Source organism: Herbiconiux aconitum (assembly GCF_024979235.1).
In the GTDB taxonomy this organism is placed as follows: Bacteria; Actinomycetota; Actinomycetes; order Actinomycetales; family Microbacteriaceae; genus Herbiconiux; species Herbiconiux aconitum.
On record NZ_JANLCM010000001.1, the window covers coordinates 592,307 to 612,623 of the forward strand.

The following is a 20,317-nucleotide window of genomic DNA, read 5'->3' on the forward strand; positions in this document are numbered from 1 at the left end:
CGAGTGGTACCGTCACGAACACGACGTACGGCGAGAAATCGAGGAGGATCTCATGACCGAGAAGCAGGAACGACGCGGCGAACGCGACGGCGAGTACACCGACACTGAAGACGAGAACGTCAACGTTCCCGAGCCCGAGTCCGGTGAGTACACCGACAGCGAGATCCCAGAAGACGAGTAGCCGTCACACGGGTTCGCATCAGCTGAACACACAGCGGAAGAGGGGCGGGAATAAACCGCCCCTCTTTCAACTTGACAGTGCCCCGCGCGGGAGTAGTGTCGTCACTCGTGGTTAATGAAACCCGCTCGGCGAAACGCTGGTTGATCGGCGATCCGCTCCCCAGCGACAAGCTCGAGGGCCAACTCCTCCCCAAGCGGCTAGCCCTACCAATTTTCGCGAGCGACCCCCTCTCTTCCGTCGCATACGCGCCCCAAGAACTGCTCATGATCCTCCTCATCGGAGGACTTTCTTTTTTGACCTTCGCCCCCTGGGTCGCCGCCGCCGTCGTGCTGCTTCTCGTGGTCGTGGTCGCCTCATACCGCCAGCTCGTGAAGGCGTATCCGAGCGGCGGCGGAGACTACGAGGTCGCCCACAAGAACCTGGGCGAGAAGGCCGGCCTCGTCGTCGCATCCGCTCTGCTCGTCGACTACGTGCTCACGGTGGCGGTGTCGGTCGCATCCGGCGTCGACAACATCATCTCGGCCATCCCTCAGCTGAATCCCTATCGGGTCGAGATCGCGGTCGGGTTCGTCATCCTCCTGATGGCCGTGAACCTCCGCGGGGTGCGTGAGTCGAGCAAGGCCTTCGCCATCCCCACCTACGTCTTCGTCGCCAGTGTCGCCGTGATGATCGTGATCGGCCTCGCCCGCACCGCGTTCGGCGACGCCCCGATCGCGGAGTCGGCCGATTTCGGCGTCAAGGCCGAGCAGCTCACCCAGGCCGCGATGATCCTGCTGCTGCTGCGCGCCTTCTCCAGCGGATGTTCCGCCCTCACCGGCGTCGAGGCCATCTCGAACGGCGTGCCCGCGTTCCGTACCCCGAAGATCAAGAACGCCCAACGCACCCTGGTGCTGATGGGAAGCATCGCGATCTGCCTGTTCGCCGGCCTCACCGCCCTCGCGCTCATCTCCAACGTGCACTACGCCGAAGACGCCTGTCACCTGATCGGCTTCGCGGATTGCGCGACAACACCGCAACGCAGCCTCATGGCCCAGGTCGCGGCATCCGTCTTCGGCAACAACAGCATCATGTTCTTCGTCATCCAGGCGGCCACCGCGGCGGTGTTGCTGCTCGCGGCGAACACCGCGTTCAACGGATTCCCGCTGCTCGGCTCGGTGCTCGCGAAGGACTCCTACGCTCCCAAGGCTCTCCTCACCCGCGGCGACCGTCTGGTGTTCTCGAACGGCATGATCGTGCTGGCGCTCGCGGCGACGGCCATCCTGATCGTCTACCAGGCCAACCTGACCCAGCTCATCCAGCTGTACATCATCGGCGTGTTCGTGTCGTTCACCCTCGGGCAGACGGGAATGGTGAAGCACTGGATCCGCGTGCTGCGCGAGGGCACCCCGGATCGCGGCGCCGTCATCCGTTCCCTCGCCATCAACGCGGTCGGAGCGGTCTTCACGGCCGTGGTGCTGATCGTCGTCACCATCACGAAGTTCACCCACGGCGCGTGGCTCGTGTTCGCCATCATGCCGGTGCTCTTCCTGCTCATGATGGGCGTCAACCGCTACTACCGCGACGTCAACAAAGAGGTCGAGGTCGACCCGACCACTACCTTCGGAGCCACCGGCGACCATGCGATCGTGCTCGTGGGGCGCATGCAGAAGCCGGTTCTCAAGGCGCTCGACTACGCGATCGCGGCCCGCCACGACTCGATCGAGGCGGTGCACCTCGCGATCGACGACGAGCAGACCGCGCAACTCGAAGCAGACTGGCAGGCGATGAACATCGAGGTGCCGCTGAACATCATCGAGTCGCCCTATCGCGACGTCGCCGAGCCGCTCTGCCAGTACATCCTGAAGCACCGGGCCGAGCACGGTTCGGAGGTCGTGACCGTGTACACGCCCATCTACATCGTGGGCCACTGGTGGGAGACGATCCTCCACAACCACAAGGCGCGGCGCATCCGAAAGAAGCTGATGCTGGTGCACGGAGTGACTCTGGCGCTGGTGCCGTGGTTGCTGGATTCCTCCGAATTGCTCTACGGAAAACGGTCCCGACCGCTGCCCGGGCAGGAGCGACGCGGCGAACCGATGCGCGCCGTCGTGCGGCGACCGCACGCATCCGCCGTCGCGGCACGTAAACGCGGTCGCGGCTGAAAGCCGAGTGACCCCTGCATGCTAAACTGACCCAAGTTTTCGTAGTTATTCGTCTCATCCGGGTGGCGCATGTCCCCGGCCCGAATCGTGAGGGGGTCTCGCATGGGGCGTGGCCGTCAAAAGGCAAAGCACACGAAGGTCGCGCGCGAGCTGAAGTACTTCAGCCCCGACACGAACTATTCGGCGCTGGAGCGTGAACTCACGGCGAAGGCCGATGAGCCGGACTACTCCAAATGGATCGACGAAGACGACGAGGGCGACGAGAGCTTCGAGCCGAAAGACGAGCAGAAGCGCGCCTGAGTTGGCCAGATCCGCACCCGAGCCAGGCCCGGGTACGTCCGGAGCGTGAAACCCCCGAGGGGGTCATCCGTCAATCGCGGTCGCGAGGGCCTTCAGGCTCAGGCGTGGACGTTGCAGCACCACCGTCAGCCGACGCTGTCGGCGTCGGAGCGGGCATCGGCGCAGCCGACTCTTCGGGCATCGGCGCAGCCGGCTCTTCGGTGATCTGCACGAAGTCAGCCACCTCGAGCGGACCGTGCTCTTCGTGCTCCTCGATCCGCTCCGCCTCGACGGTGCGGGCGCGCTTACGGCTGGCCCGATCGAGCGCGATGGCGACGATGGCACCGATCGCCACGAACAACGCCACCAGGAACACACCGACGAAGCCGAACACCTGCAGGCGGTTGAAGTCATCCTGCTCGGGGAATCCGAACGTCAGGATGATCGTGACGAGCAACCCCACGGCGAACCCGACGGCCATGAACCGGTAGTAGCGGGGGGCGCGCCGCACCGACACCGAGCCGATCGACTCGGTCGTGTGCCCGGGCTCGCTGCGCTGGGCGGGTGGCTGGTCGGTATGGTCACTCACCCCTCCATTGTCCCGCATCCACCTGTGACCGGCGTCCGTCGTTCGTCGATCTGCGGTCAGCGGGCGAGCGGCACGTAGCCGGTGAGGTCGGCGCGCTGGCCGGAGGCGTGGATGCGCGCCGCCGCGATGCCGTCGACCCACGTCAGGGTGCCGGTGGCGAGATCGAGCCAGGTGCGCGCATCCATTTCCACCACGTTCGGCGGCGTTCCCCGGGTGTGACCGGGGCCCTCGATGCACTGCACCGCGCCGAACGGCGGCACGCGCACCTCCACCGAGTTGCCCTCGGCGGAATCCGCCAGCCGCTGCAGGAGGTAGCGCACCGCTGTGGCGCGAACCTCCCGCGACGCCCCGTCGAAGTCGCTCGTTGCCGCGGCGACGGCTGCAGCCCCGTCGGATTCGCCGATCCTCGACTTGCCCATACGTCCACGCTACCGCCGACCGCGGTGCCGCCAGGCGTCGAACCGACGGAGTATCCCGGCAGACAGGTCAGAGCATCCGTCGATCCGTCGCAACGGGCGGGTTCTCCGTCGATTTCGTCGCCGAAGCTCAGGATGCAGGAGTTCGCGATGCATGAAGGATGCAGCCGGCCTGCGGCGGTCGGACGAGCGCGAGCGGAACGGCAGCTCCCCTCAGAACTCCCAGGTGAACGCCACGAACGGCTCGCTCGAAACAGGGCCGGTGGACCGGTAGGTCGCGAGCGCCGCCACGTTGTCGGGCTCGGTGCCCACCCACATCGCGGTGCATCCGCGCGACTGCGCCAGAGCGGCCAGCTCGCGCACGAGCGCGCCCCCGATGCCCCGTCGTTGCGCGACCTCGTCGACGCCGAGTTCGTTGAGGAACATCTCCGTGCCCTTGTCAGGATGCGTGAGCTCGGCACCGGAGATCATGCCCACCGGATGCATCGGGTCGGCCACCTCGTCGTCGTAGGCGAAGAGCAGGTGGTGCGTCGGACTCGCCAGGAAGCGAGAGGTCGCGGCTGCATCGACGGCCTCGTCGAAGAGGTGCGCACCACGCAGCACGGTCGAGGCATCCGTCACCCGCTCGATCCGTAGGGTCATGGCCCCCACGGTACTGCCGGGTGCACGCCCTAGGCTAGGAGGGTGAAAATCCTGGTCCTCGGCTCGGGCGCGCGCGAGCACGCCATCATCACCGCCCTGCTCCGCGAAGACACGGTGCACGAGATCGTGGCTGCGCCCGGCAATGCCGGCATCGCCGCCGACGTGCCGACGGTCGAGCTCGACGCGAACGACCCGCAGGCCGTGGCGAATTACGCGATCTCCGAAGACGTGCAGTTCGTGGTGGTGGGCCCCGAGGCGCCGCTCGTCGCGGGTGTCGCCGACGCACTGCGCACGCGAGGCATCCCGGTGTTCGGCCCGGGCAAAGAGGCCGCGGCGCTCGAGGGCAGCAAGACGTTCGCGAAGCGAATCATGGATGCCGCGGGCGTGCCCACCGGCCGTGCCCTGAACGCCTCGACCCTCGCCGAGGCCGAAGCCGCCCTCGCCGACTACGGAGCGCCCTACGTGGTGAAGGCCGACGGGCTGGCCGCGGGCAAGGGTGTGCTGGTCACTAACGATCTCGCCGAGGCCGTCGCCCACGCGGCGCACTGGCTGGAGCACGGCGAGGTGTTGATCGAGGAGTTCCTCGACGGCGAGGAAGTCTCTCTCTTCCTCCTCAGCGACGGACACTCCGTGGCGCCGCTCTCTCCCGCTCAGGATTACAAGCGCCTGCTCGACGGCGACGAAGGCCCGAACACCGGTGGCATGGGCGCCTACTCGCCGCTGCCGTGGATCGCTGAGCGCTTCGGCAGCGAGAAGGTGTTCGTCGACGAGGTGATCGACACCATCGCCCTTCCCACCGTGCGCCAGCTGGCCGCCGAGGGCACGCCGTTCATCGGCCTGCTCTACTGCGGGCTCATCCTCACGCCGAAGGGCATCCGCGTCATCGAGTTCAACGCCCGTTTCGGCGACCCCGAGACGCAGGTGGTGCTGCCGCGCCTCGTCACCCCGCTCAGTGGCCTGCTGCTCGCCGCCGCCACCGGAACCCTCGGCGACCACCAGCGCCCCGAGTTCAGCGACGACGTCGCCGTCACCGTCGTGCTCGCGAGCGAGAACTACCCCGGATCGCCGGTCACCGGCCGCATCATCACGGGCCTCGACGCCTTCGGCCCGGGTGCAACCGGAGTCGAAGGCGTCAGCGTGATGCACGCCGCCACCGATCGCGACGGCGAGGTGCTCCGGGCCACCGGCGGCCGCGTGCTCAGCGTCGTGGCCACGGCAGCCGACTTCGGGCTCGCACGCGACCGCGCCTACGGCGTGCTGGAAGGCATCCACCTCGACGGATCGCAGCACCGCAGCGACATCGCCGCCAAGGTGGCACGGTGAGCGCCGCGAACGGGAGCACCGTCGTGCCGGGCTGGCGTCACGCCTACAGCGGCAAGGTGCGCGATCTCTACGTGCCGGATGCGACGGCCCCGGATGCCCGCCCCGCCGCCCTGCTCGTGGTCGCCAGCGATCGCGTGAGCGCGTTCGACCACGTGCTCGAACCGGGAATCCACGGCAAGGGAGAACTGCTCACGACGCTCAGCCGCTGGTGGTTCCACCAGCTGACCGAGGTGCCGAATCACCTGGTGGCGCAGACGGATGCGCTTCCTCCCGTTCCGGAGGAGCTCGCGGGCCGCTCGATGGTGGTGCGCTCGCTCGACATGTTCCCGATCGAGTGCGTCGTGCGCGGCTACCTCTCGGGCAGTGGCTGGAAGGAATACCAGGCCACGCAGAGCGTGTGCGGCATCGCACTGCCGGAGGGCCTGCGCGACGGCGACCGCCTGCCCGAGCCGATCTACACCCCCGCTTACAAGGCGCCGCTCGGCGAACACGACGAGAACATCAGCTTCGAGCGCACCGTCGAGCTCGTCGGCGTGGACGACGCCACCGCGCTGCGCGACCTGTCGCTCACCATCTACCGACGGGCAGCCACCATCGCCGAAGCGCGCGGCGTCATCCTGGCCGACACCAAGTTCGAATTCGGCCGCGACCCCGAGACGGGCGAGATCACGCTCGCCGACGAGGTGCTGACGAGCGATTCGAGCCGTTACTGGGATGCCTCGGCCTACGATTCGGGCGAGCGCACGGCGAGCTTCGACAAGCAGATCGTGCGCAACTGGCTCGCGGCGAACTGGGATCAGACGGGCACTCCCCCGACCCTGCCGCACGAGATCGTGGAGCAGACCGTGCTGCGCTACCGCGAGCTGCTCGAGCGTCTGACGGGCGAGCACCCGCTCTGAGGAGAAGTCGGGCCCGATGTCGGTGGTTCCGCGTAGAGTCGCCCGCATGAACGTCATACTCATTGCAGGTTTCTGGCTCGGCGGCGACTCCTGGGGCGAGGTGGTGCCGACTCTCGAGCAGGCCGGCCTCACCGTGCACACCCCCACACTCGAGGGTCTGGCCTCGGTCGACGACGACCGCTCGGGCGTCACCCTCGCGTCGCAGACGGCGGAGGTGGTAGCGCTCGTCGACGCAGTGGATGCCGAAGAGAAGGTCGTGCTCGTCGGCCATTCCGGCGGGGGCGCGATCATCCACGGGGTGGTCGACGCGCGCCCCGACCGCATCGAACGAGCCGTCTACGTCGACAGCGGCCCGACACCCGAGGGCATCGCGATCAACCCTCAGCTCGAGGTGACGGGAGCGGATGCGCCGCTGCCGCCGTGGGAAGACTTCGACGAGACCGATCTGCGCGACCTCACCGACGACCAGCTCGCCTGGTTCCGTGAGATCGCCGTGCCCGAGCCCGCCCGGGTTGCGCGCGATGCACAGCACGTCACGAATCCGGCGCGTTACGAGGTGCCGATCACCCTGATCAGCTCCACGTTCAGCCGCGCCGAGATCGAGGAGGCGATCGCCGCCGGCATCCCCTACTTCGCCGAGGTGCCGCTGATAGCGCGCTCGTCCATCGTCGAACTGCCGACGGGTCACTGGCCCCAGTTCACGAAACCGCGCGAACTCGCGCAGGCGATCGTCGACGCAATCCGGGCCTGAGTCTCGCGCCACCCGACTGCTCGACAGTGCGCATCCGCTCAGCCGATGGCGCTGGCGACCACCCGCGCCATCGGCTTGCGGATCATGTGGTCGCTCACGTTCACGACGTGGCTGGTGACGTTGCGCATCTTCTCGATGATCGCAAGGTTTGCCGGAACGAGGAATTCGTCGAGCCGTCCGTAGACCACCTCGACCGGCACGTCCACCCGGGCCAGGTCGCTGATCACCGTCTGCGACTCGATGCAGTGCTCGAGCGATTTCACGAACGGGTTCCAGTTCTGTTCGGTGATCTCCATCACGTGTTCCACGGGCAGGAACCGCGAGACGAGGGCGGCGTGGGCGATGGTGAAGTCTTTGTTTTCGCGAAAGTAGTGATACGCCTGCAGGTAGCCCTGCATCCGGAGCCTCACCCGCGGATCGCCGATCTCCGACGGCGAGAGGTACACCGGCGGGCTCACCAGAACGAGCTTGTCCACATGTGATTCGTGGGTGGCGGTGTAGCGGCTTCCGATCAGGCAGCCGAGCGAGTGCCCGACCAGCGTGAACGGCGCCTCGAGGTGCAGCGAACGCACCGTGTGGGCGATCGCAGCCACGTGTTCCTCGAGGGTGTACTCGGCCTTCTCGGGCTGCGGCGACCCGCCGAAGCCGAGCAGGTCGATGGTGATGACGCGGTGTTCTTCTTCGATCAGCGGTGTGACGAAGAAGAAGGTCGCCGACGACGAGGCGATGCCGTGGATCATCACCACCACCGGGCGAGGATCATGCCCTTCGCGCCGGTTGTCGGAGGCGACGTGCAGCAACGGGGCGCGCGGGTCGCGCAGACTCTCCGCCAGATCGTGAATCCTCGACATCACACCACTCTGCCGGGTGCCGGTCGCGAAGGGAATGATTTCACCGCGAGTCCACCTTCGGCGCGTAGCGTGGAAACGCATCCGCACCGAAGTTCGAAGTGAAGATCGAGAAGAGAGAAGGACCATGGCGTTCATCACCGTCGGCCAAGAGAACTCGACCGACATCAACCTCTACTACGAAGATCACGGAGCCGGTCAGACAGTCGTGCTGATCCACGGCTTTCCGCTCGACGGCCACTCGTGGGAGCGCCAGACCGCTGCGCTGCTCGCCGCCGGCTACCGGGTGATCACCTACGATCGTCGCGGATTCGGCCAGTCGAGCCGGCCCACCACGGGCTACGACTACGACACCTTCGCGGCCGACCTCGACACCGTGCTCGAAGCCCTCGACGTGCGGGATGCGGTGCTCGCCGGGTTCTCGATGGGCACCGGCGAAGTGGGCCGCTATCTCGGCAACTACGGATCGGACAGGGTGGCGAAGGCCGTGTTCCTCGCCTCGCTCGAGCCCTACCTGATCAAGACCGACGACAACCCTGCCGGCGCCGGACCGCTGGAGTTCTTCGAAGGCATCGCCGACCAAGTGCGGGCCGACCCCTACGCCTATTACACCGGCTTCTACCAGGACTTCTACAACCTGGATGAGAACCTCGGCTCACGCATCAGCGAGGAGGCCGTGCGTAACAGCTGGAATGTGGCTGCCGGTGCCAGCTCGTATGCTGCGGCCGCTGTGCCGACGACCTGGGCCAGCGATTTCCGGAAGGACATCGCGAAGATCGCGGCGCTCGACGTGCCCACGCTGATCGTGCACGGCACCGCCGACCGCATCTTGCCGATCGACGCGACCGGCCGCCCCTTCTCGGCGCTGCTGGCGAACGCCCGCTACGTCGAGATCGAGGGTGCCCCCCACGGCATGCTCTGGACCCACGCACTGGAGGTCAACGAGGCCCTGCTGGCGTTTCTAGCTGCGTGAGCGTCGAAAAAGGCCCGCAGCCAGCGGTCTCGTTTCCCACACAGTTGGGACGTGGAATGTAAGCTGCGGGCCTTTTTCGACGACCCAGGGTGAGCGCGAGACCGTGCTAGCGATCTCACGCGAACATGTCGCGCGGCGCCGGGCTGGGACCGGCGACGCCTGAGGACGCCGCGCGAAGCACGGCGCCCGAGGCAGCCAACTCAGTGCTCGTTGTACGTGCCCTCGACCAGGATCTCCGACACCTCGTTGAAGCGGTACCGCGCCGTCGCGGGCCCGTCGGTGCCATCGGACTGCGAGACCAGCAGGTAGACCAGCTGGCCCTCGCTGTAGGGCAGCACGAGCTCCTCGGGGGCGCCGTCGTCGAGGGCGATGGTCTGGTCGTCGAGAGGGCCGCCGGACAGGTGTGCGAGTGCAGGTGTGGTCATCCACCCAGGCTACTCGCTCGGTGTCGGTGCGGCGATGTCGGCGGCATCCGCCAAGATGGCCGGAGGGAGGCAGTCGATGACGGAGCCACGAGGATCGTTCGCGATCGCACCGCGAGGGGCGTTCTCGCTCGAGTCGTGCATCCGCTTCCTCGAAGGGTTCACGCCCGCGGGGTACGAAGCCGCTTCGGCCGGCACCCTCGATGCCGCCTTCGCTCTCGAAGGGTCGTGGCAGGTCATCGGCGTGCGCGTCGAGCAGGTCGGCGATGAGGTGCGGGGCCGCGTCTTCGCCGAGCATCCGGTGCGGCGCGCCGAGCTCTCGGTCGTGCGGGCGCAGGTCGAACGCATCCTGTCGCTCGACGTCGACGGCAGCGGATTCGCCGACGTGGGCGAACGCGACCCGGTGATCGGCGCCGCCCAGGCCCACTACCCGGGGCTCCGGCCCGTGTGCTTCTGGTCGTGGTACGAGGCGGCGGCGTGGGCCATCATCGGGCAGCGGATGCGCATGAGCCAGGCCGCGGCCGTCAAGCAGCGACTCGCAGCCGAACTCGGCGAGACCGTGGTGATCGACGGGGTCGCGCATCAGGCCTTTCCGGCGCCCGCGGCCCTGGTGCAGCTGACCGGCGGCCCCGGGCTCACCCGGGCGAAGGTCGAGCGCCTGCACGCTCTTGCCGACGCAGCGCAGCGCCACGTCTTCGACAGCGCGACCCTCCGCGCTCTCCCCCGCGACGAGGCGCTCGAGTTGCTGCAGACCCTACCGGGGGTCGGCCCGTTCTCGGCCGAACTCATTCTGCTGCGCGGCGCCGGCGATCCCGACCACGCGCCCGTGCACGAACCTCGCCTCGCGAAGGCGATCGCTCACGCCTACCGCCTCGACGCGACTCCGGATGCGACGACCCTGGCCGAGCTGACCGCCGGCTGGGCGCCCTACCGCACCTGGGCCACTCTGCTGCTGCGCGCGCAGCTCCAGGAAGACACCCACGAGATCGCGAACGGCGGCCGCCCCAAGGGGTGACCGGCGTTCTGCCGATATCGACTCGTCACGCCGCCGAACGCTGCGCGACCGGCCGCCGCCGCAGTGCCGGGGCTCCGACCTCCGGCCCGCGGTAGACCATGTCCATGGCGCCGACGCTCTCGCCCGGGGCGACGATGGCGTCGATACGGTCGAGGATGTCGTCTGACAACGAAACGTCGACCCCCGCGAGCGTGTCGTCGAGCTGCTCCATGGTGCGCGGACCGGCGATCGCCGAGGTGACGCCCGGATGAGCGATGGCGAACGCCATCGCGAGATGCGCGAGGCTGAGCCCCGCTTCCGCCGCCAGCGCGATGAGCTGCTCGACCACGGCGAGCCGCCGCTCGTCGCGGAAGTGATTCATCCCGGTGCGCGTGGAGCGGAAGACGTCGTTCTCCTGGCCCGCACGATACCTCCCGGTCAGCGTTCCGCCGGCGAGCGGACTGTAGACGAGCGTGCCCATGCCGTAGCGCTGCGCGACCGGAAGGATCTCCCGCTCGATCTCCCGGTCGAGGATCGAGTAGTTGGGCTGCTCGGTGCGGAAGCGTTCGAAACCGCGGCGTTCCGACATCCACTGCGCTTCGACGATCTCCGACCCCCGCATCGACGACGAGCCGATCGCCCGCACCTTTCCCTGCCGCACGAGGTCGGTCAGCGCCGAGAGCGTCTCGTCGATGTCGGTTTCCGGATCGGGTCGGTGCAGCTGATACAGGTCGATGTAGTCGGTCTGAAGGTTGCGGAGTGATCGCTCCACGGCCTGCACGATCCATCGGCGTGAAGCGCCGCGGTGGTTGACGTCGTCATCGACGGGCCCCCAGAACTTGGTCGCCAGCACGACGTCGTCGCGGCGACCTCTGAGTGCCTCGCCGACGACCTGCTCCGAGTCGCCGTAGCGGTCGGCCGTGTCGACGAAATTGATGCCGCCGTCGAGCGCGCGATGGATGATGCGGATGGCCTCCTGCCGATCAGGATTCCCCATCTGGCCCAGCATCATCGCGCCGAGCGCGAACGGGGTGACCTTGATGCCGGTGCGGCCGAGAGTTCGGTACTGCATGTTGTCTCCTCCGGGAGATCGTCTTATGATCATCAGGATTCGGAACGTCATTCCGGATAGATGACCAGCTCTTAACCGGAACATTGTTCCGCTTGTCAGCTCGACGATACACGGAACAGCGTTCCGTTACAAGAGGATGCCCGCATGCCGTCTCCCGAGAGCGCCGAACCGCGCCGGATGCGCGCCGACGCCCGCCAGAACGTCGACGCCCTGCTCGACGCGGCGAAAGACGTCTTCGCGGAGTCGGGGGTCGACGCCCCCGTGCGCACCGTCGCCGAACGAGCCGGCGTGGGGGTCGGCACGCTCTACCGTCACTTCCCTCAGCGATCAGACCTCATCTCCGCCGTGTTCCGCCGCGAAATGGACGCCTGCGTCGACGCGGCCGTCGAGATCGAGGCCGCGTATCCCCCTGGCGAGGCTCTCGATCGCTGGGTCATGAGGTACACGCAGTTCGTCGCGACGAAACGCGGACTTTCGGCGGCTCTGCACTCGGGCGATTCCGCGTACGAGCCGCTCGCCGGGTACTTCTCCACCCGCCTCGTTCCGACGCTGAGCCGTCTGCTGGAGTCGGCACGTGACGCCGGCGAGCAGATCGCGCCCGTCTCGCCGCACGAGTTCCTCGGGGCGGTCGCCGATCTCTGCCACAGCGGCGCACGGTCGAGCGCCGAAGCGTCGGGCCGAGCCGAGCGGATGGTCGGCCTCCTGCTGGCCGGGCTCCGCGCGTAGCCTCAGGAACCGGGAGCGCTGCCGGGGCCGGCCTCCATCACGTGCATCACCGCGCACTGCGCGAACGGCAGCCACTGATCTGCCTCGGCCACCGGGATGCTCACCCAGTCCTTGAACGGACGCCCCTTGCCCGACGGGTCGAACAGCTCCGCGCCCGGCACGAGAAGCGCCCCCTCGTGCTCCGGGGTCGCCGCACCGAGCTTGAAGCCGACGCTGTCACCGTTGAGGCACGCGAACATCGTGCCCTCACGGGTGAGGATGGGGCGCCCCATCATGCGCGAGCGGGCGATGGCGGGGTCGCCGAGTTCGGCGGCGAGCAGGTCCCAGCGTTCGAGCGCCTCTTCCGAGTTGATCGGTGCGGCCATCGGGTCCTCCTGCGCGCTCCGGCCCGGTCAGCCGGCCGCGTACTCCCCGACGAGGCGCACGGCGCCGCCGTCGACGCCCTTGGCGCCCTGCTCGAAGCCCTCGAACGAACGGGCAGCGGTCGACACCGTGCCCACCTGCCAGGTCGGGATGCCCTCGGCCTCGATCGCCGCGGTGACGGCCGCCGCCTGGGTGGCCGAGACGACGGCGAAGAATCCGATGCCGAGGTTCCAGGTGGCCTCGCTGCTCTCGAGGGAGGCGCCGGCGATCGACGACAGCACGCGGAAGACCGGGGAGGGCGACCAGGTCGATCGGTCGACCTCCACCCACGAACCGCGGGGCAGCACGCGCGCGAGGTTCGCCGCGATGCCGCCGCCGGTGACGTGCGAGAGGGAATGGATGGCGCCGGAGAGCGCCGGGGCGGCCAGCACGCGCACGAGGGGGCCGGTGTACAACCGGGTGGGCTCGAGCAGCACTTCGCCGACCACGCCGCCGAACTCGGCCGAGACGGAGTCGTAGGCCAGCCCGGCATCGGCCAGGATCTTGCGCACCAGGGAGTAGCCGTTGGAGTGCAGCCCCGACGAGGCGAGGGCCAACACCACGTCGCCATCGCGCACCCGCTCGGCACCGAGCACCGCATCCGATTCCACAGCACCCACCGCAGCGCCGGCCACGTCGTAGTCGTCGAGGCCCATGAGCCCCGGATGCTCGGCCGTCTCGCCGCCGACCAGCGCGGTTCCGGTCGCGGAGCAGGCCCGCGCGATGCCGGCGACGATGGTGGCGATGCGCTCGGGTACGACGCGGCCGCACGCGATGTAGTCGGTCATGAACAGCGGTTTCGCCCCCACCACCACGATGTCGTCGACCACCATGCCCACCAGGTCTTGCCCGATGGTGTCGTGCTTGTCGAGGGCCTGGGCGATGGCGACCTTGGTGCCCACGCCGTCGGTCGAGGTGGCGAGCAGCGGATGCGCGAAACCCTTCAGCGCCGACACGTCGAAGAGTCCGGCGAAGCCGCCCACCCCGCCCAGCACTTCAGGGCCATGGGTGCGCTGCACCGCCGCCTTCATCAACTCGACCGCGCGGTCGCCCGCTTCGGTGTCGACTCCGGCTTCGGCGTAACTGTTGCTCATGCGTCCATTCTCGCGGACGCGGGCCGGATGCGCCGACCCGGCCCGCGCATCCGCCGCCGCATCCGGCTCACCAGGCGCAGGACACCAGGTTCTGCACCGCCGGGCTGAGCGAGTTCGGGCCGCCGAGCAGTGTCACCTTCGTGGCGCCGAGCGTCGCGACGTCCGCCAGCACACCGCGCGGCACGCAGTCGCCGGGCACCACGTAGAGCGGGCCGTCGGTCTTGCCGGCCAGCACCCCACCCGCGAGGGCGTCGGGGAAGTTCAGCCCCGTGGCGAGGTAGACGGTGGTGGCCGAGGTGAACGCCGAACGGTTCAGGTTGATCGACGCCTGGAAGCGGTCGGAGCCCGCCACCCGATCCACCGTCGCGGGGATTCCCGTGCGCAGCGAGTTCTCGAGCCCGGTCGACACGGAGTTGGTGCCGCCGACGACGGTCAGCGAGTTCGTGCCGAGGGCCTTGAACATCGAGATGGTGGAGCTGTCGGCCGTCGGGGCGGGGCCGTAGACCAAGGTCACCGGCTCGCCCTTCGATCCAGCGGCGCCGCCCGCGGAGAGAGCGTCGGGAAAGTTGGCGCCGGTCGCGGCGTAGGCGTGCGTGGAACCGGTGTCGAACGCCGACTCGACCACGTTGCGGCTGGCCTCGTATCGGTCGGCCCCGGAGAGCCGCTCGACCTCCGCGTCGGGAACCAGGTTTTTCAACGTCTCCTCGACCCCGGCGTTCACCGAAGCGGTTCCACCGACGATGACCACACGATCCGGATCGAGCGAGGAGATCTTGTCGGCCACGTTCTGCGGCACGCTGTCGGGCCACACCAGCAGCAAGGGCCCGCCCTGCTTCACGGCAGCGGGGCCGGCGCTCAGCGCATCCGGGTAATTGAGGCCGGTGGCCACGTAGACGACCGGCGCCGTGGTGGGGTAGGCCTTGTCGGCGATGGACACGGCCACGTCGAAGCGGGTGGCACCCTCGATGCGGTCGACGGTGGGGCGGTCGGCGACCTGGAAGGTGCCCGTCGTCGTTCCCGACTTGTCGGTTCCGCTGCCGTAGCTGGCATACATGCTGAAGCTGTGCGATCCGTTCGCCAGGTCGGGCGCGATGTTCGCCGACCACGTGGCGTTGGCCGCCACCGGGATCGTGTACTCGTGGCTGCCGTCGACGGTCAGGTGCACGGTGAAGCGGGTGCCGCCGCTCGGCAGGTAGCCGGTGGCCTGGTTGCCGCGGTAGAGCGGCACGCCGCCGCCGATGGTGCTGCTGGTGGGCTTGGCGACCTCGACCGCGAACTCGAAGTTCGGCTCGACGTCGAGCACGGATTCGTAGACCGAGTCGATGGGCACGCTGGCCGTCTCCTGGCCGGGCTCGTTGCAGTTGCTCTGGTAGCTTCCGGCAGAGAGCAGGCCCACTGCATAGTTGCCCGAAACCACCGCGCCGCCACTGTCGCCGGGCAGCGCGCACATGCCCGAGATGTAGGAGTTGATCTGGTGGTCGTCGACGTCGACCACCGCGTCGACGTAATCCACGGTGCCGCAGGTCCAGCCCGTGGTGCTGCCCGACTTGCAGATGACCTGACCGACTGTGGTCTTGGTGTAGTCGCGCACGGTGATGGGGGTTCCCGAGGTCACGGGGCCCTGGTTGTTGTTCCACGTGCCGACCGCAGGACGGAGCGTCCAGTCACCGCTAGGCGAGTAGACGCTGGCGTCGTAGCCGTTGCCGAGGTAAGCCGAGCCGCTTACGGGGGAAGCGAGGAAGGCACCGGCGTAGTACGGCCCACCGGGTGCGCTCTGCATCAATTCGTAGACCGAGCCGCCCGATGAGGAGGAGGGCTCGTAGCAGTGCCCCGCGGTCAGGAACTGCCGCGAGGCGTTCGTCTTGTCGCGGCCGTTGAACCCGACCGAGCAACGGTATCCGCCATCGCCGAACGGCGTGTAGTAGCCCTGGCCGCCGACGAGGTCTTTCAGGAACGAGAAGTCGCTGGGCCCGGTGGTGCGCTCGGCTGCCGCGCCGATCTCGGCGGTGGCGCCCACGGCTTCGACGGCCGGGATCTCGGCGTCGGAGCCGACGGTCACCACGAGCTGCGTGCCCTCCATCCGCGAGGCGAGCACGGAAGTGCCGGATGCGTTCAACTCGTCCACGACGTCGGCGGCGGTCGCTGCGGCCTCGGCGCGGGCGAGGTACTCCTCGGGCGAGATGCTCAGATCGGCCTGGATCGCGTCGGCGAGCTCGACCGGCAGCACGGCGGCATCGGCCGCGTAGGCCTGGAGCGGGTAGTCGCCCATCACGATCGGGGAATCGGGGGTCGGCTCGGGCTGCGGATCGGTCTCACCGGTGGGCGTCGTCGACACCGCTGCCGAGGCATCCGCGTCGCTCCGCTGCAGGGCCTGCGCACTGAGCGGAACGGAAACGGATGCGCCGAGCACGACGGCGACGGTGAGCGCGCCCAGCAGGCTGGCGCGATGGGTTCTGCGGGACACAGGAGCCTCTCGGTCGTGAGGACCGAGAGCGGGAGTCGCTTCCCGGGGTCGACGTCGTCAGTGACGCGCGAGTCCCCCGGCTCGGATCGGCCTCATCCTATCCACAACGCGTGTCGAACAGACAACTCGCCGACACCACGCCCGCGGGATCCGGTCACGGCAGGATGGCGTCGACGTAGCCGCCGTCGACACGGAGCGCGCCGCCCGTGGTCGCGGAGGCGAACGGCGAGGCGAGGTAGGTGACCATGTTCGCGATCTCCTCGGGCTCGATCAGCCGCTGGATGAGCGACTGCGGGCGGTGCAGACGCATGAACTCGCGCTGCGCCTGCTCCCACGGGAGCTCACGATCGACGAGTTCGTAGACGAAGTCCTCCACGCCCTCGGTATGGGTGGGACCTGCGATGACCGAGTTGACGGTGACACCCGATCCGGCTGCCGCTTTGGCGAAACCGCGTGAGACGCCGAGAAGAGCGGTCTTCGAGACGCCGTAGTGGATCATCTCCACCGGCGTGACGATGGCCGAGTCGCTCGCGATGTACTGGATGCGCCCCCAACCCCGCTCCATCATGCCCGGGAGGAAGGCGCGGGTGAGGCGCACGGCCGAGAGCACGTTCACCTCGAAGTAACGGCGCCACTCGTCGTCGCTGATCTCGAGCGGGGCCTTGGAGCCGAAGATGCCGAGGTTGTTGACGAGGATGTCGACCACGGGCAAGGCGGCGACGAGGTGCGCCACCTCCGTCTCGTCGGACACGTCACCCACCGCCCGGGTGACCCGGGAGGCCGGGTGCGCCTCGAGGATCGCGATGCGGGCGCGCTCGACACTCTCGGCCGAGCGTCCGTTCACGGCGACCTCCGCTCCGGCGGCAGCGAGCTGCTTCGCGATCGCGAGTCCGATGCCCTGGGTGGAGCCGGTGACGAGGGCCACCTTGCCGGTGAGGTCGATCTGCATGGAGGTTTCCTTCGAAAGGGGGATGTGCTTCCAGGCTAGTTCGACCCCTCCCCACTCGCACGCGCCGTCACCACGACGCGCGAGCGCAGGAGGGTTCAGGTCAGCGCGAGGGTGGGACCCCCCATCTGGAAGGAGTGGCCCGATCCGGGAACGACCGTGACCGTCGGGCCGCTGCCGCCGAGTTCCGTGAGGCCCCCGCCCGATTCGCCGGAGTCGTCGCTGGGGATCTCGGCGCCGACATCCGCCAGCACCACCGTGTCGCCCTCGGTCAGTCCCGAGGTGATCTCGGTGCGCTCGGCGCCCATCGCACCGATCTCGACCGCTGTCGACTGCGGAGATCCGTCGACCATCAGATCGACCGTGTAGTCCGACCCGGAGCGGTGAACGGCCGAGGTCGGCACGGTCAGCACGTCGCCCTCGGAGGCGATTGCGACCGTGGCCCGGGCAGAGGCGCCGTTCAGCAGCGGCGCCTCTGTCGGGTCGAGGGCGATGGTGACCTCATAGCTCGGGGTGGAGGAGTCCTCCGAGACATTCAGCACACCGATCGCACTCACGGTGCCGGTGACGGTGGTGCCGGAGCTCGGAAGGTCGACTGATGCCTTCTGTCCGGCAGCGAGAGCACTCACCTTCGCGAGGGTGACGGTCGACTCCACGACGAACCCGTCATCGCCGATGATCGAGATGACGGCGGTGGTGGAGCCCGCGGTCACGGTGTCGCCGACCGCCAGGCCGACCGCGGCGACCGTGCCCGCGATGGGGCTGGTGAGGGTCGCCATCGCCAGCTTCTGCCGGGCGAGAGCGAGGTCGGCGGTGGCCAGGTCGATCTGCGCCTGGTCGGCGACGATCGTCTCAGCGGTGATGGTGGTGGATGCGCCGGTGTCGATGCCCGCGCCGCCGGAGCCCGCGTCGGGTTCGGCGACGGTGGGGGTGGAAGTGGAGGTGAAGGAGGCCAGAACGATCGTCCCTCCCGTGGAGGCACCGTCGGCGACGGCGGCGGCCGGTTCGGCGGCTGCCGGGGCGGCGCTGGGGGTGGGAGTGGGGGTGGGAGTGGGGGTGGCCGAGCCGGAGCCCGAGGTGCCGGCGACTGCTGCCTGCAGGGAGGCGACGGCCGCGTCGAGCGCGTCCATGAGCGGGGTCAACGCGGACTGCGCATCGTTCACCTGCGACTGCTCGGTCTGCACCTCGGTGATCGCCGACTGGCAGGCGGCGAGATCGGCCTTGATGGCGTCGAGCGCGGCTTGGTCGTCGGCGGACCCGCCGTCGTCGGCCCCGGGATCGGTGCCTTCAGTTCCGTCGGTGCCTTCAGTTCCGTCGGTGCCTTCACCACCGCCGTCACCACCGGTGAGCTCGTCGATCGTGGCTTCGAGGAAGGGCCGGCAGGTCTCGTCGGAGGCGGCGATCGTCTCCTGCGTGGCAGCCAGAGCGGCCGACGCCGTCGAGTACTGGGCGAGCACCGCCTCTTGAGCGGCGGTGACGGCATCGACCGCGGCCTGGATGGCGGCCTGATCGGGCCCGCCTGCGCCGCCGCCCGAGTCTCCGTCGCCGGGGTCGTCGGTGCCGCCACCCGGAGCGGTTCCGCCGCCGGGAGCCGCTCCACCTCCGGGAGCCGAGCCCGATCCGCCCGCATCCGGCGCCGTCATGCCGTCGGGCGCGCCACCCGTGGCGCCGGTGTCGGGCACGCCCGACGAATCCGACGAACCACCCGACGCCTGGGTCTCGAGGTCGTCGGCGAGACGTTCTTCTGCCTTCGTCACCGCATCCTGGGCGGAGTCGACCGCATCCTGCAGGTCACCGGTGTCGAGGGTGGCGAGTTGCTGACCTGCGGTGACGGTGTCACCGACCTTCACCGAGACGGCGTCGACGGCGCCACCGACGTGGAAGGCCGAGTCACGACGCGTCGCCGAGGCGACCGTGCCGCTCAGGGAGAGCTGCTGGTCGACCGAGCCGTTCTCGGCAGAGGCCGTGCGGTATTCGGCACCCGAGCCCTGCGTGAGTGCGAACACCGCTCCCCCGCCGAACGCGCAGAGCACGACGGTGGTGATGCTGACGGCCAGGATGCGCTTGGTGCGCCGCCGCCGTGCTGCGAGTCGCTTGGGCGACAGGGGCTCGGCGTCGGGTGCGGGTCGGCGGGTGCGGCGGGCCATCAGCTTCCGCTTCCCGAGGTCGACGTGCCCGACGTGCTCGACGTGCCCGGGGCCCCGCCACCGGGCCCGCGTGCGCCGAAGCCGGCCGAGCATCCGTCGGCACCCGCGGCCTCGATCGCGAGCGACGTGGCGGCGACCGATCCCTTGTCGTCGGCCTCTCCCATCGCCGTGACGCATGCGCCCACGACCAGGGCCGTCGCGTCGGTCGACTCGGTGCGGGTGAATGCGGTGGAGTCGTCGACCGTCACCTCCTTGGTCGAGACCGTTCCGTCGGCTGCAGTGGCCTCCACGGTGAACCCGGTGCCCGAGACCGCCGTGACGAGACCCGTCGTGAGGCCGCCGAAGGCGCCACCACCGGCGCCGTCGCCGGGCGCGGTCGGCATCACACCTTCAGGGAGGTCGCTCGGCGGAGTCATCCCCTCGGGCACGTCGGTGGGAGGGGTGCCCCCGTCGAATCCGTCGGGCGCACCATCGAGACGAGTGCCGCCGCCGGGGAAGGCGCCGGTCGAGCAGGTTCCGTCGACCGCGGCGGTGATGATGACGGATGCCGCCGAGCCGTCGTCTGGCACGGCGTCGTCTTCATCCGCCGCACTGCCGTCGGTCGTCGGCGCACCCCCCGTGAACGCGGTGACGCACACGCCCGCGCTCACATCGGAGAGCGCCCCCTCGACGGTTCGGGTGATCGCCGTGTCAGCGGTGTAGCTGACCGCCGTCTGCGACTCGGTGTCCTGCACCTGCAAGGTGGTGCCGGAGATCGCTGCGATCTCGCCCGACACACCGCCGCCGCCGAAGGCCGGGGCGCCCTCGGCCGCCCCCGGCCCCGCGGCCGACCCGCTCGGCGCCGGCGACGCGGCATCCGACGCCGAGCCCGAAGACGAACACGCCGACAGGGCGAGCACGCCCGCCAGCCCGACAGCGCCGAGCGCAGCGCCGAATCGGATGGATCGGGGCCGGATGACCCGTGAAACGCGTGAGATTGTCATGATCCTGAATTCCTTAGCTGTGAGA

General features: G+C 68.9%; 21 protein-coding genes. 9 read left to right on the forward strand and 12 right to left on the reverse strand.

Going from position 1 to position 20,317, the window contains the following annotated elements:
* Positions 1-52: 52 nt before the first annotated feature.
* The 3 genes from N1027_RS02685 (at position 53) to N1027_RS02695 (ending at position 2,622) form a co-directional block, all read left to right on the forward strand.
* Positions 53-181, forward strand: a complete 129-nt coding sequence (locus N1027_RS02685; protein WP_259504887.1) for a hypothetical protein — start codon at positions 53-55, stop codon at positions 179-181.
* A 107-nt stretch (positions 182-288) separates the two neighbouring features.
* A complete protein-coding gene (locus N1027_RS02690; RefSeq protein WP_259504890.1) occupies positions 289-2,322 on the forward strand; it encodes an APC family permease in 2,034 nt (677 codons plus the stop codon).
* 102 nt (positions 2,323-2,424) lie between these two features.
* On the forward strand, positions 2,425-2,622 hold the full coding sequence (locus N1027_RS02695; protein WP_259504892.1) for a DUF3073 domain-containing protein: 198 nt from the start codon (positions 2,425-2,427) through the stop codon (positions 2,620-2,622).
* Between the two features lie 70 nt (positions 2,623-2,692).
* On the opposite strand, the gene N1027_RS02700 is transcribed toward N1027_RS02695, so the two are convergent.
* The 3 genes from N1027_RS02700 to N1027_RS02710 all read right to left on the reverse strand — a co-directional run bounded on the left by N1027_RS02700 (position 2,693) and on the right by N1027_RS02710 (position 4,248).
* Positions 2,693-3,190 carry a hypothetical protein gene (locus N1027_RS02700; protein ID WP_259504894.1) on the reverse strand — a complete coding sequence of 166 codons (498 nt, stop codon included), beginning with the start codon at positions 3,188-3,190 and terminating at the stop codon, positions 2,693-2,695.
* A 56-nt stretch (positions 3,191-3,246) separates the two neighbouring features.
* The gene (locus N1027_RS02705; protein ID WP_259504904.1) at positions 3,247-3,609 is read right to left on the reverse strand and encodes a sterol carrier family protein; all 363 of its coding nucleotides are present in this window, start codon (positions 3,607-3,609) and stop codon (positions 3,247-3,249) included.
* 210 nt (positions 3,610-3,819) lie between these two features.
* A complete protein-coding gene (locus N1027_RS02710) occupies positions 3,820-4,248 on the reverse strand; it encodes a GNAT family N-acetyltransferase (protein ID WP_259504906.1) in 429 nt (142 codons plus the stop codon).
* Positions 4,249-4,290: 42 nt separating this feature from the next.
* Between N1027_RS02710 and purD the strand changes: the two genes are divergently transcribed.
* The 3 genes from purD to N1027_RS02725 are packed head-to-tail and all read left to right on the forward strand — an operon-like array spanning position 4,291 to position 7,221.
* Positions 4,291-5,571 (forward strand): phosphoribosylamine--glycine ligase, encoded by a 1,281-nt coding sequence (purD, locus tag N1027_RS02715; RefSeq protein WP_259504908.1) that lies wholly within the window; start codon positions 4,291-4,293, stop codon positions 5,569-5,571.
* Positions 5,568-6,470 (forward strand): phosphoribosylaminoimidazolesuccinocarboxamide synthase, encoded by a 903-nt coding sequence (locus N1027_RS02720; protein ID WP_259504916.1) that lies wholly within the window; start codon positions 5,568-5,570, stop codon positions 6,468-6,470. Before purD ends, N1027_RS02720 begins: the two co-directional genes overlap by 4 nt.
* A 46-nt stretch (positions 6,471-6,516) precedes the next feature.
* Positions 6,517-7,221 carry an alpha/beta fold hydrolase gene (locus N1027_RS02725; RefSeq protein ID WP_259504920.1) on the forward strand — a complete coding sequence of 235 codons (705 nt, stop codon included), beginning with the start codon at positions 6,517-6,519 and terminating at the stop codon, positions 7,219-7,221.
* 38 nt (positions 7,222-7,259) lie between these two features.
* On the opposite strand, the gene N1027_RS02730 is transcribed toward N1027_RS02725, so the two are convergent.
* Positions 7,260-8,072: an alpha/beta fold hydrolase gene (locus N1027_RS02730; RefSeq protein ID WP_259504922.1), complete on the reverse strand. Its 813-nt coding sequence runs from the start codon at positions 8,070-8,072 to the stop codon at positions 7,260-7,262.
* A 124-nt stretch (positions 8,073-8,196) separates the two neighbouring features.
* Between N1027_RS02730 and N1027_RS02735 the strand changes: the two genes are divergently transcribed.
* Positions 8,197-9,042: an alpha/beta fold hydrolase gene (locus tag N1027_RS02735; protein WP_259504924.1), complete on the forward strand. Its 846-nt coding sequence runs from the start codon at positions 8,197-8,199 to the stop codon at positions 9,040-9,042.
* 200 nt (positions 9,043-9,242) lie between these two features.
* Here the strand turns inward: N1027_RS02735 and N1027_RS02740 are convergent, their stop codons facing one another.
* Positions 9,243-9,467 carry a response regulator gene (locus N1027_RS02740; RefSeq protein WP_259504926.1) on the reverse strand — a complete coding sequence of 75 codons (225 nt, stop codon included), beginning with the start codon at positions 9,465-9,467 and terminating at the stop codon, positions 9,243-9,245.
* Here N1027_RS02740 and N1027_RS02745 point away from each other — a divergent pair.
* On the forward strand, positions 9,460-10,479 hold the full coding sequence (locus tag N1027_RS02745; protein WP_259504928.1) for a DNA-3-methyladenine glycosylase family protein: 1,020 nt from the start codon (positions 9,460-9,462) through the stop codon (positions 10,477-10,479). The two genes, N1027_RS02740 and N1027_RS02745, sit on opposite strands and share 8 nt — an antisense overlap.
* A 25-nt stretch (positions 10,480-10,504) precedes the next feature.
* Here N1027_RS02745 and N1027_RS02750 read toward each other — a convergent pair whose 3' ends face one another.
* Positions 10,505-11,530: an aldo/keto reductase gene (locus N1027_RS02750; RefSeq protein WP_259504931.1), complete on the reverse strand. Its 1,026-nt coding sequence runs from the start codon at positions 11,528-11,530 to the stop codon at positions 10,505-10,507.
* A gap of 144 nt (positions 11,531-11,674) precedes the next feature.
* On the opposite strand from N1027_RS02750, the gene N1027_RS02755 reads away from it, so the two are divergent.
* On the forward strand, positions 11,675-12,256 hold the full coding sequence (locus N1027_RS02755; protein ID WP_259504932.1) for a TetR/AcrR family transcriptional regulator: 582 nt from the start codon (positions 11,675-11,677) through the stop codon (positions 12,254-12,256).
* Between the two features lie 2 nt (positions 12,257-12,258).
* Here the strand turns inward: N1027_RS02755 and N1027_RS02760 are convergent, their stop codons facing one another.
* From N1027_RS02760 to N1027_RS02785, 6 genes are all read right to left on the reverse strand, one after another.
* Entirely contained in the window at positions 12,259-12,621 is a 363-nt protein-coding gene (locus N1027_RS02760; protein WP_259504933.1) for a TfoX/Sxy family protein, read from the reverse strand.
* A 27-nt stretch (positions 12,622-12,648) separates the two neighbouring features.
* Positions 12,649-13,752, reverse strand: coding sequence for a phosphoribosylformylglycinamidine cyclo-ligase (purM, locus tag N1027_RS02765; RefSeq protein WP_259504934.1), 1,104 nt, complete (start codon positions 13,750-13,752; stop codon positions 12,649-12,651).
* 67 nt (positions 13,753-13,819) lie between these two features.
* Positions 13,820-16,216 (reverse strand): cell wall-binding repeat-containing protein, encoded by a 2,397-nt coding sequence (locus tag N1027_RS02770; RefSeq protein ID WP_259504936.1) that lies wholly within the window; start codon positions 16,214-16,216, stop codon positions 13,820-13,822.
* 154 nt (positions 16,217-16,370) lie between these two features.
* On the reverse strand, positions 16,371-17,165 hold the full coding sequence (locus N1027_RS02775; protein WP_259504937.1) for an SDR family NAD(P)-dependent oxidoreductase: 795 nt from the start codon (positions 17,163-17,165) through the stop codon (positions 16,371-16,373).
* Between the two features lie 95 nt (positions 17,166-17,260).
* Complete coding sequence (locus N1027_RS02780) at positions 17,261-19,309, reverse strand: efflux RND transporter periplasmic adaptor subunit (protein WP_259504938.1); 2,049 nt, start codon at positions 19,307-19,309, stop codon at positions 17,261-17,263.
* Positions 19,309-20,292: a DUF5666 domain-containing protein gene (locus tag N1027_RS02785; protein WP_259504940.1), complete on the reverse strand. Its 984-nt coding sequence runs from the start codon at positions 20,290-20,292 to the stop codon at positions 19,309-19,311. Before N1027_RS02785 ends, N1027_RS02780 begins: the two co-directional genes overlap by 1 nt.
* Between the last annotated feature and the right edge of the window lie 25 nt (positions 20,293-20,317).

What these genes read in the sequence shown, in the direction of transcription:
- N1027_RS02685 (WP_259504887.1), top strand. Translation starts at nt 53, where the DNA reads ATGACCGAGAAGCAGGAACGACGCGGCGAACGCGACGGCGAGTACACC.
- N1027_RS02695 (WP_259504892.1), top strand. Translation starts at nt 2,425, where the DNA reads ATGGGGCGTGGCCGTCAAAAGGCAAAGCACACGAAGGTCGCGCGCGAG.
- N1027_RS02705 (WP_259504904.1), bottom strand. Translation starts at nt 3,609, where the DNA reads ATGGGCAAGTCGAGGATCGGCGAATCCGACGGGGCTGCAGCCGTCGCC.
- N1027_RS02710 (WP_259504906.1), bottom strand. Translation starts at nt 4,248, where the DNA reads ATGACCCTACGGATCGAGCGGGTGACGGATGCCTCGACCGTGCTGCGT.
- N1027_RS02725 (WP_259504920.1), top strand. Translation starts at nt 6,517, where the DNA reads ATGAACGTCATACTCATTGCAGGTTTCTGGCTCGGCGGCGACTCCTGG.
- N1027_RS02730 (WP_259504922.1), bottom strand. Translation starts at nt 8,072, where the DNA reads ATGTCGAGGATTCACGATCTGGCGGAGAGTCTGCGCGACCCGCGCGCC.
- N1027_RS02735 (WP_259504924.1), top strand. Translation starts at nt 8,197, where the DNA reads ATGGCGTTCATCACCGTCGGCCAAGAGAACTCGACCGACATCAACCTC.
- N1027_RS02740 (WP_259504926.1), bottom strand. Translation starts at nt 9,467, where the DNA reads ATGACCACACCTGCACTCGCACACCTGTCCGGCGGCCCTCTCGACGAC.
- N1027_RS02750 (WP_259504931.1), bottom strand. Translation starts at nt 11,530, where the DNA reads ATGCAGTACCGAACTCTCGGCCGCACCGGCATCAAGGTCACCCCGTTC.
- N1027_RS02755 (WP_259504932.1), top strand. Translation starts at nt 11,675, where the DNA reads ATGCCGTCTCCCGAGAGCGCCGAACCGCGCCGGATGCGCGCCGACGCC.
- N1027_RS02760 (WP_259504933.1), bottom strand. Translation starts at nt 12,621, where the DNA reads ATGGCCGCACCGATCAACTCGGAAGAGGCGCTCGAACGCTGGGACCTG.
- purM (WP_259504934.1), bottom strand. Translation starts at nt 13,752, where the DNA reads ATGAGCAACAGTTACGCCGAAGCCGGAGTCGACACCGAAGCGGGCGAC.
- N1027_RS02775 (WP_259504937.1), bottom strand. Translation starts at nt 17,165, where the DNA reads ATGCAGATCGACCTCACCGGCAAGGTGGCCCTCGTCACCGGCTCCACC.
- N1027_RS02780 (WP_259504938.1), bottom strand. Translation starts at nt 19,309, where the DNA reads ATGGCCCGCCGCACCCGCCGACCCGCACCCGACGCCGAGCCCCTGTCG.
- N1027_RS02785 (WP_259504940.1), bottom strand. Translation starts at nt 20,292, where the DNA reads ATGACAATCTCACGCGTTTCACGGGTCATCCGGCCCCGATCCATCCGA.